Annotated in this window: 8 protein-coding genes, 1 tRNA gene and 1 rRNA gene; 3 read left to right on the top strand and 7 right to left on the bottom strand. The window is 66.9% G+C overall.

Going from position 1 to position 11,156, the window contains the following annotated elements; genetic code table 11:
• Positions 1 to 36: 36 nt before the first annotated feature.
• The 3 genes from NKG96_RS01905 to NKG96_RS01895 all read right to left on the bottom strand — a co-directional run bounded on the left by NKG96_RS01905 (position 37) and on the right by NKG96_RS01895 (position 3,009).
• Positions 37 to 108 (bottom strand) — tRNA-Ala (locus tag NKG96_RS01905).
• A 110-nt stretch (positions 109 to 218) separates the two neighbouring features.
• Positions 219 to 1,689: ribosomal RNA gene (locus NKG96_RS01900) — 16S ribosomal RNA — on the bottom strand.
• Between the two features lie 1,005 nt (positions 1,690 to 2,694).
• Positions 2,695 to 3,009 (bottom strand): non-histone chromosomal MC1 family protein, encoded by a 315-nt coding sequence (locus tag NKG96_RS01895; RefSeq protein WP_254536774.1) that lies wholly within the window; start codon positions 3,007 to 3,009, stop codon positions 2,695 to 2,697.
• A 178-nt stretch (positions 3,010 to 3,187) separates the two neighbouring features.
• Here NKG96_RS01895 and NKG96_RS01890 point away from each other — a divergent pair, with 178 nt between their 5' ends.
• Positions 3,188 to 3,388 (top strand): hypothetical protein, encoded by a 201-nt coding sequence (locus NKG96_RS01890; RefSeq protein ID WP_254536773.1) that lies wholly within the window; start codon positions 3,188 to 3,190, stop codon positions 3,386 to 3,388.
• Positions 3,389 to 3,391: 3 nt separating this feature from the next.
• Complete coding sequence (locus tag NKG96_RS01885) at positions 3,392 to 4,444, top strand: quinone-dependent dihydroorotate dehydrogenase (RefSeq protein ID WP_254536772.1); 1,053 nt, start codon at positions 3,392 to 3,394, stop codon at positions 4,442 to 4,444.
• A gap of 87 nt (positions 4,445 to 4,531) precedes the next feature.
• Here NKG96_RS01885 and pheT read toward each other — a convergent pair whose 3' ends face one another.
• Positions 4,532 to 6,283, bottom strand: a complete 1,752-nt coding sequence (gene pheT / locus NKG96_RS01880; RefSeq protein ID WP_254536771.1) for a phenylalanine--tRNA ligase subunit beta — start codon at positions 6,281 to 6,283, stop codon at positions 4,532 to 4,534.
• A complete protein-coding gene (gene pheS, locus NKG96_RS01875; protein ID WP_254536770.1) occupies positions 6,283 to 7,791 on the bottom strand; it encodes a phenylalanine--tRNA ligase subunit alpha in 1,509 nt (502 codons plus the stop codon). Before pheS ends, pheT begins: the two co-directional genes overlap by 1 nt.
• Before the next feature lie 298 nt (positions 7,792 to 8,089).
• On the opposite strand from pheS, the gene NKG96_RS01870 reads away from it, so the two are divergent.
• Positions 8,090 to 8,779, top strand: a complete 690-nt coding sequence (locus NKG96_RS01870) for a class I SAM-dependent methyltransferase (RefSeq protein WP_254536769.1) — start codon at positions 8,090 to 8,092, stop codon at positions 8,777 to 8,779.
• A 6-nt stretch (positions 8,780 to 8,785) separates the two neighbouring features.
• On the opposite strand, the gene NKG96_RS01865 is transcribed toward NKG96_RS01870, so the two are convergent.
• Both NKG96_RS01865 and NKG96_RS01860 read right to left on the bottom strand, forming a co-directional pair.
• On the bottom strand, positions 8,786 to 9,919 hold the full coding sequence (locus NKG96_RS01865) for a Mur ligase (protein WP_254536768.1): 1,134 nt from the start codon (positions 9,917 to 9,919) through the stop codon (positions 8,786 to 8,788).
• Positions 9,919 to 11,091 (bottom strand): poly-gamma-glutamate biosynthesis protein PgsC/CapC, encoded by a 1,173-nt coding sequence (locus tag NKG96_RS01860; protein WP_254536767.1) that lies wholly within the window; start codon positions 11,089 to 11,091, stop codon positions 9,919 to 9,921. Before NKG96_RS01860 ends, NKG96_RS01865 begins: the two co-directional genes overlap by 1 nt.
• Positions 11,092 to 11,156 lie beyond the last annotated feature (65 nt).

Here is an 11,156-nt window from a genome sequence, read left to right as displayed (position 1 = left end):
ATGCCACTTAAGGCACCCGGTCTCGCTCCGTGAACATGGACCCACTGGGATTCGAACCCAGGGCATCCTCCTTGCAAAGGAGGCACTCTCCCACTGAGCTATGGGCCCTACCTGTTAGCCTTGATAGTTCTGAAGTGCTCGGTCGGCCGTCACGGGCGAACCCGTGTTCCGACGTCCGAGCCAAGGTGGGTCAGGCGTACAGCCTGATCCCGGGTCTGTGGAGGTGATCCAGCCGCAGATTCCCCTACGGCTACCTTGTTACGACTTAAGCCCCCTTGCAGAGCCCAGATTCGACCACCGGACGGTGGCCTCATCCGGACCCCACTCGGGTGCTTTGACGGGCGGTGTGTGCAAGGAGCAGGGACGTATTCACCGCGCGCTTCTGACACGCGATTACTACCGAATCCAGCTTCATGCGGGCGAGTTTCAGCCCGCAATCCGAACTACGATCGAGTTTAGGAGATTAGCGTCCCCTCTCGGGGTGGCATCCCATTGTCTCGACCATTGTAGCCCGCGTGTTGCCCAGCTCATTCGGGGCATACTGACCTACCGTTGCCCGTTCCTTCCTCCGCTTTAGCAGCGGCAGTCCCCCTAGTGTACCCAGCCATCGCGAGATGCTGCTGGCAACTAGAGGTGCGGGTCTCGCTCGTTGCCTGACTTAACAGGACGCCTCACGGTACGAGCTGACGGCGGCCATGCACCTCCTCTCAGAAACTCGAGTAAGGTCATCAACCTGACTGTCATGATTACTGTCGGAGCTGGTGAGATGTCCGGCGTTGAGTCCAATTAAACCGCAGGCTCCTCCGGTTGTAGTGCTCCCCCGCCAATTCCTTTAAGTTTCATCCTTGCGGACGTACTTCCCAGGCGGCTCGCTTCACGGCTTCCCTACGGCACAGCGCAGGCTCGTAGCCTGCGCCACACCTAGCGAGCATCGTTTACGGCTAGGACTACCCGGGTATCTAATCCGGTTCGAGACCCTAGCTTTCGTCCCTCACTGTCGGATCCGCTCTCCAGAGGCGCTTTCGCCACCGGTGGTCCGTCCAGGATTACAGGATTTCACTCCTACCCCAGACGTACCCCTCTGGTCTCTCGGTCCCAAGCCGTGCGGTTTCCGCCGGACGCCCACTCGTTAGGCGAGTGGATTTCCCGACGGACCTGCACGGCCAGCTACGGACGCTTTAGGCCCAATAATATCGGCCATCACTTGAGCTGCCGGTATTACCGCGGCGGCTGGCACCGGTCTTGCCCAGCCCTTATTCGTGTACCACCTTACGGTACACAAAAGCGAGGACTGTATGCCCTCGCACTCGGAATCCCCCTATCGCACTGTCGTGCAGTGTAAAGGTTTCGCGCCTGCTGCGCCCCGTAGGGCCCGGACTCTTGTCTCAGAGTCCGTCTCCGGGCTCTCACTCTCATGACCCGTACCGATTATCGGCACGGTGGGCCGTTACCCCACCGTCTACCTAATCGGCCGCAGCCCCATCCTATGGCGCCGGAGCGTTTCACGCTCCCCGCATTCAAGCGTGGGAGCGCTATCACGGATTAGCCTCAGTTTCCCGAGATTATCCGAGTCCATAGGGTAGATTGGCCACGTGTTACTGAGCAGTTCGCTACGAAGATGAATTCGTGCAACTCGCATGGCTAAATCGGATTCCGATAGCAATGGCCTCCGGCAGGATCAACCGGAATGTTCTCCCCACAAGGGGGAGGGTTGGCGGGTAACACAGTACAGATATGTACTGTGCACCTATCGGACGTCGGAGATACTCGACCGACCGAGTATCACCGAACTATCAAGGCTAACATCAGATCCCATCTTGACGGCGGACCGCAGGGGTGGAATCCTCATTTCCTTCGGACCGAATCGTAGGCCATTCGGGGCTATAAACCCATCGAACCGCCGTCGGTCCCGGGCAGGGGTCCTTGCCCCCGCCCGCTGTGTATCACAACCGAACGCCCTTAACCACTTAAGGGCTTCGGACCGCGTTCGACGGGGCATCGCGCCGCCGTCACGCGTTCTTCACATCGTATCCGAGCGCCCTCATACACTTAAGGGCATCGGACCGCTCCGAACGCCCGTTCCGGCCGACCCGGAGGCGTTCGGGGCTTCGTGTATTCAGTTCGAGCGCCCTTAACCACTTAAGGGCTTCGAACCCCGCTCGACGGGGCATCGCGCCGCCGTCGTGCGGTTCTTCGCATTCCATCCGAGCGCCCCCACACGTATAAGGGCATCGGACTCGCACGGCCGTCCCGGCCGGCGTCACCGTGGTGACCCCGGTGGGAGCGTCCCGCGCTTCTTCGCATCCTATCCGAGTGGAGGGTTACGTAAAAGGCCGTCGTTCCATCGCCGCCCCGTCATGCGGTTTCATGAGAATAGAGTCCCATGGGAAGTTAGTCACAAAGACAGCTGGTGACATCCCAAGCGCTCCCTACGAGTCCCCGGCGGATGCGAGTAGTACAGCCCACGGGACACCGGCCGCTCGGGAGTAAGAACTGTCGCGCGGCTGGAGGCCGGCAGGTCATCCCCCGCGCTCACGGTCGGTCGGGCCGGATGAGGGCCGCGCGTGTACACGTACGCGCGCGGCCGTACTAAGTAGGTGGGGGTACGGCGTCGTGCGCCTCCGACGACGCAGTCGCCGTAGAGCGCCAGCGGTGGCTCGCGAGCAGTCGGCAAAGAACCGTGTCTCGAGGCCCTCAGATCTCTTCGAGGTGTTCGATACCCTGCTTGGAGACGTTGGCCTTCGTGATGCGTCCGGGCATCCAGTCGGGTTTGTCGTCCGGGGCCTCCTCGACCCACGCCCACCCCTCGTAGTGGTGGACCTTCTTCGTCCCCTTCTCCCGGAGGCGAAGTTCGGTTCGTTGTGCCGCGTCCTCGGAGTCCGCCGGGTCAAGGCGGCGGGCCGCCTTCAGTGCGGCCTGTCGGGGCGTCCGTCCGGAGAACACGCTCGATTCGGTTCCACTCGCTTCTCGCAGCGCGAAGTTGCGCTTGCCATCGTCGTTACGTGCCATGGTTTTGCACCTCCATGTCAATGTGAAACATGACTCTATTTAACTATATCCCTCAAAACCACCCGATGCTGACCGTTTCTTTATATACTCCGCCCGTCGCCGCTCGCCGACCCACTCTCACCGGAGGCACGCCAAACTTAAGTATCACGTACGGCGAAGGGCGAAGTAAGATATCGCGATGGTGCGAAAGAAGAAGCTCAGTCCCAGTGGTGCCAAAGACGAGAACGGCGAGTACCACAACGTGCACCTCAACCTGCACGAGGACGAGCTCACGGTCGCTGGCATGGAGATCGGTGACGAGGTGTTCGTGCGCGTGCGCGACAACAAGATAATCATCCAGAAGGCCGACCCAGACGAGGACATCGAACACGAGTTCTGAACCGTGCACCTCTACGACGCCGCGAAGCCCCTCCTGTTCCGGCTTCCGGCAGAGACCGCTCACGAATCGACCAAGGCCCTTCTCCGCGGCGTGCAGGCGACACCCCTCCGGGGAGTGCTCGCCGACCGCTACGCCGTCGAGGACGACCGTCTCTCGACGAGCGTCTTCGGCCTCGACTTCCCCACCCCGGTCGGCGTCGCCGCCGGCTTCGACAAGAACGCCGAGATACCCGGTGCGCTGGCCGCACTCGGGTTCGGTCACGTCGAGGTGGGCGCAGTCACCGCGGAGGGTCAGGCGGGCAACCCGCGCCCGCGCCTTTTCCGCCTTCCCGAGGACCGGGCGCTCGTCAACCGGATGGGCTTCAACAACGAGGGTGCCGACGTCGTCGGACCACGCCTCGCACGCGCGGACGTCCCCGTCCCCCTCGGGGTGAATATCGGCAAGTCGAAGGTCACCCCACTGGAGGACGCCCCGGACGACTACCGCTACAGCTACGAGCGAACCGCCGCGGGCGGCGACTACTTCGTCGTCAACGTCTCCAGCCCCAACACGCCGGGACTGCGTGACCTCCAGAACCGCGAGCACCTCGAACGCATCATCGGTGCGCTTCAGGACGCGGGCGCCGCGCCCCTCCTCGTCAAGCTCTCGCCGGACCTCACCGACCCCGCCATCGAGGAGGCGCTCTCGGTCGTCGACGACCACGGACTCGACGGCGTCATCGCCACCAACACGACCACGGAGCGTCCCGACACCCTCCGGAACCACAACCGCGCGGAGACCGGCGGCCTCTCGGGAGAACCCATCGAAGAGCGCGCAACCCGCATGGTGCGCTTCGTCGCCGAACGGACCGACGTCCCCGTAATCGGCGTCGGAGGCGTCTCGGACGCCGCGGGCGCGTACGCGAAGATTCGGGCGGGTGCCTCGCTCGTCCAGCTGTACACCGCACTCGTCTACGAGGGACCAGCGCTCGCGCGCGACGTCAACCGCGGCCTCCTCGAACGCCTCGACCGGGACGGCTTCGACTCCGTCGAGGAGGCCGTCGGCGCCGACCTGTAGTCCGCCCGCTGTCCAGTCGTACGCTCGACGCCACGCTTGGCGACCCGTGAGACGGACGAACCGCGAGAAAAGCGTGCGCGTGGTCAGTCAGTTCAGTGCCGCGAGGTCGAACTCGAAGGCCGCGACGGGCACTTCGAGGTCGTGTTCCACCAGCACGCGCGGGTGGATTTCACCGACGACGCCCACCGCCTCGCCGTCGAGGACGACGCTCGCACAGCGTCCCTCGATGAACGTCGGGTGACTCGTCGGGGGCGTCTCCAGTCCCACGTCGAACGCCCGAGCGAGCGCCTGCAGGCGACCCTTCGCCGCCTCGTAGCCCGCGTCGGTGCGCGCGAGGACGCCCGCGACGGTCCGGCGCTCGGCGGTCTTCGTCTCCTCGCTCGTGTCGACGTGCGCCGCGAGGCCGATCTCCGCGAGGTCCTGCGGGTACGACCGGTGGGTGTTGTTCTCCAGCACCATCATGAGCGACGGGAGCGCCCACGTGCGCACGAGCGTGTAGTCCTCGCTGTACGGTTCCGCGATGGTCACCGGCGGGGCCTCACCGAGTGGCGCGTCGAGTGCGGGCGCGTCACCCTCGGGCACGTCGAGGCCCAGTCGCTCGAAGCAGTCGCGTTCGCTCGCGAGGTGGAAGTTCAGCATGTCCTCGAAGCCGAGGCCCACGAGGACGTCCCGGGCGGCGTCCTCCAGTCGGGTGCGCTCGTGGCGGCCCCCGATGGTGTTCACGTCCGGGTAGCGCGGCGCGAGGTCGTTGAACCCGTAGGCACGGCCCACGTCGTCCACGACGTCGACGGCGTGGAGGACGTCCACCCGGTAGGGCGGGACGCTCACGTCGTACGCGAGTTCGTCGTCTCCCACCTCCGCCGTCTCGGCGTCCAGTCCCGAACGCTCCAGACAGTCCACGACCGTCTCCTCCGCCAAATCGAGGCCCAGCAACGACTCGACGCGTTCGTGGGTGACGGACTTTCGCTCCACCTCGAAGTCGGGGCGCGTGAGCGCCGGCTGGTCGTACGCCTCGCCCTCGGGGTACTCGACGCGCACCTCCTCGACGCGCCCACCGCGGGCGTCGAGCGCGTAGCAGACGATGGCGAGCATCCTGTCGACGGTCCACTGGTCGGTGCCCGTCATCTCGATGAACAGGTCCCGGGAGTCCTCCGTGACCTCCGTCCGCCGGCCGTTGATGACCGGCGGGAACGAGAACAGGCCGATGTCGTCGTAGATGGCCGGGTAGCGCTCGTAGCCCTCCACCAGATCGGCGTACTGCTGTCCCGTCTGGTGTTCTTCGAGGACCTCCCCGGGCGTCAGTTCCTCGTCGCTGTCGAGGGCGACGAACGTGTCGCCGTCGGGTTCCACGCCCCGGTAGGTGATGGACTTCGGGGCGTCGTCGCGCGCCGAGCGACCCTTCAGCATCGTCAGGTCGTGGACGCCGATGGCTCCCTTCGCGCGCTTGCGGCCCATCGTCGCGTGGAGTTTCTCCTGCAACTGGATGAGCGACTCCAGGCCGGCCTCGCTCATGTCCAGTCCGCGGACGATAGCCCCCGTGACGTACGGGCGTTCTGCGGGCACCGACTCCTCCACCTCGATGACCCACTCCGCGCTGTTGGTCTTCGGGACGTACACGCCCCTGTCGGTCCCGTACTGGTACCGCAGGGAGCGGGCGACCCCCTCCACGGAGAGCCTGTCCAGTCGGTCCGGGGCGAACTCTAGCTGGAACTCGCCGTCCTCCGTCTCCCCCTCGTACTCCAGCCCGAGGGCGAACAGGTCGGATTTGAGCTCCTCGTCGTCCTTCTCGGTCGATGCCAGCCGGCGCAGTTCGTCGGGGTCCACGTCGACGACGGGCATCAGTGAACCACCTCCACGGTCCGCAGGAGGTCTAAGTCACACAGCGTCCCGTGCACGTCGCGGATGTCCTCGAAGCCGTACATGAGCATGAGCAGTCGTTCGAGCGAGAGGCCCCACGCCATCACGTCGCAGTCGACGCCGAGGGGTTCCAGTACTTCGGGTCGGAAGACGCCCGAGTTGCCGATTTCGACCACCTCACCCGTCTCCGGGTGCCGGCCGAACAGTTCGAAGCTCGGCTCAGTGTAGGGGTTGTAGTGGGGCTTGAACTCCACGTCCGTGATGCCGAACTGCTCGTAGAACTCGGTGAACGTCCCCATCAGGTCGCGCACGGAGAGGTCCTCGGCCATCACCCACCCCTCGATCTGGAAGAACTCCAGCAGGTGCGTCGCGTCCAGCGTGTCGTTGCGGTACACCTTCTCGACGGAGAACCACCGCTGTGGGGGTTCGAGTTCGCCCTCCGCGTACCCCGAGAGGTAGCGCATCGACAGCGAGGTGGTGTGCCCGCGCAGGTCCAGTCCTCGGGCGACGTCCGCGCTCCACGGCGAGTGGTAGCCCTCGCCGTCGTCGCCGACGCCCTCGCGGTGGGCCGACGCGACCCGTTCGACGAGGTCGGCGGGCAGGGCGTCCTCGTCCACCCGTTCGGGTGCCGAGAGGACGAACTGGTCCCAGTGGGTGCGCGCGGGGTGGTCCTGCGGCATGAACAGGCAGTCGTTGATCCAGAACTCCGAGTCCACGTGTGGGCCGTCCATCTCCGAGAAGCCCATCCCGACGAGGACGTCCTTCACGCGGTTGGCGGTCTGTCGGAGGATGTGCTCGCGCCCTCCCGTGACCGTCTCGGCGTCCGCCTCGACGTTGTACTCGCTGAACGTCACGTCGCGCCACTCGCCGCTGGTGAGCAGTTCCGGCGTGACCTGCCCGACGGTGTCTGCGGCCTCGACGCCCTCCATCAGGGCGGTGACCCCCTCGTCGGTGAGTTCGACGGTTCGGACGGTGCGCTCCTCGCGCGCGACGAGGTTCCGCCGTTCGAGGGACGCGAGGACCTCCTCCGCCACCGCCTCGCCCGCCGCGAGGGCGTCGAGGGCGGCGGCCTCCTCGTCTGTGTCGGGGTCGGCCTCGGCGGCGTGGACGGCCCCGCTGTCGATTTCGCCGTACCCCTTCCGGGCGAAGTTCGACAGCGCGATGTCCACCTCCCCTCCCTCCAGTCCCGACGCGCCGATGAGTCGCCCCATCGAGACGGCCTCGTCACCCGCGCCCGCGTCGACGGCGGCCCGGAACAGGCGGAGTTCGGGAAGGCCCGATTCGCGGTACGTCTCGCCTTCCTCGGTGATGGTGGCGGACTCCTCGACGGACTCCTCGACGGTGAGAAGGCCCGCGTCCTGTAGTTCGAAGGCTGCGCGCGTGACCGCGGTCTCTGACTCGCCGGTCTCGCTTGCGATGGCCTCGACGGTTCTCGGTTCGTTCGCGCTCGCGGCCTCGAGGACCGCGACCTGCGCCTGTGGGAGTTGCATGGTGTGTCTGTGTCGGTGTACTGCGGGTCGCCGGTTCGCTGGTCGGCGTTCGTTAGTTCGTCCTCTCCGGTGGACGGGTTAGGTGTTTTCGGACGACGCGGCCGGGGCGATTTCGTCCCCCTCGCGGTCGAGTCCGCGAGACGGGGAGTCCGCCGCCCACTCAGGCCGCGAAAAAGAACCCGAACTCCCGGCTGACGGGTCGCTCGCGGACGGCGCGGACACGGCGGAGTTCGGGTGCCATGGGTGGTCGTGGCGGTGGTACGGGCAAAAGCGTTCCGGGGTTCGGGGACACTCCCGCGTGACCGCAACGGCTTCGGGGTCGCCGTCCCACCTCCTCACCATGCCGATGGACTGGGAGGCGGAGTTCTACGCCGCCACCGACTGGGAGCGCGGCGCGTACGTCGGTGGCGAGGACATGGCCGACCACCTCGCGACGTTCTTCGACCGGGTCGGCGTTCCCGACTCCGTGGGGTCGGTCGGCTGTGGCCCGGCCGCCGCCGAGTTCGCCGTCGCCGAGGCGTACCCCGACACCGAGTTCCACTGCTACGACATCGCGCCCAGCGTCGTCGCCGCCAACCGCGAGAAAGCACGCGAGGAGGGTCTCGGCAACGTCCACTTCGCCGTCGACTCCCTGCCGGACCTCGCCGTCGACGACGAGTTCGACCTCGTCTACTGCGTGGCCGTCCTCTACTTCGTCGAGGACGTCGAGGACGCCCTCCGGGCGCTGTACGACCGCGTCGCGCCCGGCGGCCACCTCGTGTTCACCTACCCGAACAGCTACCTCCGGGCGTGGGTTCGCGACCTGCCCGAGGGGCAGAAACGTGAAGCGTTCTCGCTGGTCGAGGCGGGGGAGAACCTGCTGACCTACGACGACCTCGAGGACGTGCTTGGAACGCGCCCGCGAAGCTACTGGACGTTGGTGGACGCGCGAGACGAGGAGTACGCCTCGCGGCGCGCGCCCGCCGTGTTCGTCCCGAAGCGGGCGTGAGTCGCGTCAGTCCCCGCCGTCCATCCGCCCGGGGACCGTCCCCACGGTCCGCGCGTCGACGACTTCGCGCATCCGGCGCATGAACGGGTGGACGGTGTTCGCCATCAGCACCACCGGCTGTCCGGTCGCCAGCAGGCGGTCGAGGACCGTCTCGGGAGCCGTCGTCTCGATGTCGTGTTCCGTCGCCGGAGGGTCGACCGCGCGGGCGAACGCGCCCGTCCCCGCGCCCGCGACGTGTACCCGGTCGATGAGCCCCCGGTCGTGGAGGATGTCGGCGTACTCGGCGAAGGAGGCGCTGCGCCCGCGTCGGTCCCGCCTGAGGAAGACGAACGGGCAGACCACCCGGGCGTCGGGGGCGTCCCCGGCGAGGTGCCGGCGGAACAGCTCCGTGCTCTCTATCTCGTTGACCTTCGCCGCGTTGAACAGCAAGCCGTCGCCGAGGTCCAGCCAGTCGGGCCGGAACCCGCCCAGGAGCGACAGTCTGCGCTCCTCGTCGAGCGGCGGTTCGTCCGCGAAGCGGAGTATCTCGTCTATCGCGTACACCGTCTCGGCGCCCGTGTACGACCGGTGCTCTTCGGGAACCTCGACCTGCGTCAGCGTCGCGTCGCGCCGCTCCAGTTCCGCCGCGAGGTAGTCGTGGATGACGGGGTGTTGCTCCCCGCTGACGACGTGGGTCCCCGCGGGAATCGAGCGGGCGAACGACCGCGCGATGGTCTGACGGTCCTTCCCGAGCGTGTCGTTGTGGTCCTGCCGGATGTTCGTGAGGAGGATGACGTGTGGCCGGACGAACCGCTCGTTGACCATGCGCATCGTGTACTCAGTGATGGCCTGGTTCTCGGCGACGAGGACGTCCTTCGGCTCCTCGGCGAACAGGCGAGGGAGGAACTCTCCGAGGACGCGCTCGTTCTCGTAGAGCGTGACCCGCCGGCCGTCCCGGGCGATGGGTTCTTCGACCCCGTTGTGGACCGTCAGCGGGAAGTCGCCGGTTATCTTCGCCAGCGTGTCGTAGCCGCGCTCGTAGAAGACGTCGTGGAGTCGGCGGGTCGTCGAGGACTTCCCACGGATGCCGGAGACGGCGATGCGGAGGTCGACGCCCTCGAGCAGGCGGCGGTGCCTGCGACCGCGCCCGAACGGCCCCATCAGCCGTCACCCCCGCTGAGGACCGACGCCGAGAGCACCGACCGGTCGTCGGGTTTCCGCGCGCCGAGCGCGAGTGCCAGCGCGAGGCAGCCGACGACGAGGAGGACGCCCCCCACGACGGTCGGGAGCCCGAGCGACTGGGGCGCACCGTCCGGGAGGGGCTGGACGACGAGGCGGAGGACGAGCAACAGCGCGGCGTACATCGCGAGCACCACCGCGAGCCACTGGACGCGCTCGGCCGGGGGCGTGACGTGGACGTTGTAGGCGTCGATGCCCGCGAGGAGGCCGACGACGAGCGCCGACAGCCCCAGTTCGACGCCCAGCAGCGGGGTCAGGGCCACCCCGAGCACCACCCCCGTCCCCGTCGCCAGCCCGATGAGGACCCGGCCGTAGAGGAGCGTCGTCCGGTTGACCGCCTCGACGAACGCGACGAGGACGACGAGTTCGACGAGGAAGAGGCCGACCAGTCGGACGCTCGACAGCGTGTAGACCGCGAGGATGGCCAGCGAGACGATGCCGACGCGCAGCCCGACCGTCCGCCGAGCGAGTTCCGAGAGGACGAGTCCGACGCCGAAGGCGGCCACGACCACCTCGCGGGCGACGATGACCGGGTCTGCCGGCCCGTCGACCACCGCGCCCCGGAGCAGCGCGATGTCGGACGTCTCGGCGAACAGGACGAGCGGCGCGTAGTCGGCGAGAAAGCGCGTTTCCGGGCCGACGAGCAGGCCGCCGACCACCAGCAGCACGGACAGCAGCCCGACCGACGCGAGCAGGTCCTCCCGGCGGTGTTCCGGTTTGACCTGCATGAAGTTGTACGCCGCCAGCCCGGGGAGTACGCTCCCGATGAACGACGCCCGCACGAGCGCCCGCGAGAGCGGCCCCGGCAGGGCGAACTCGACCGCCAGCAGGAGCATCGGGATGCCCGACCCGGCGAGCAGGGTGACGACGAACTCGTCGCGCCCGTACAGCAGGGTGTGCTCCCGGACGAACCAGAGGACGCCGGCGGCGAGCGTCGCGCTCCCGACGAATAGCGGGAGCATCACGAAGTTCTTCAGCGAGTACATCGCGAGCACGCCGGCGACGATGGTGCCACCGAGGCGGAGGCCTCGAAGCTGCGTGACGGCTGCGACCGCGAAGAGGCCGACCGCGAGGACCAGCGAGGCGACGAGCATGTCTTGTCAACTCGTGTTGTCAAACAGGGTTAACGTTACCTGTATCGGAAAACCCCGTCCGGACG

Origin of the sequence: Halomarina litorea (assembly GCF_024227715.1) — an archaeon.
Classification (GTDB): Archaea; Halobacteriota; Halobacteria; order Halobacteriales; family Haloarculaceae; genus Halomarina; species Halomarina litorea.
Note: the sequence above shows the minus strand (reverse complement) of the source record. Positions and strands in the feature narration are given on the sequence as shown.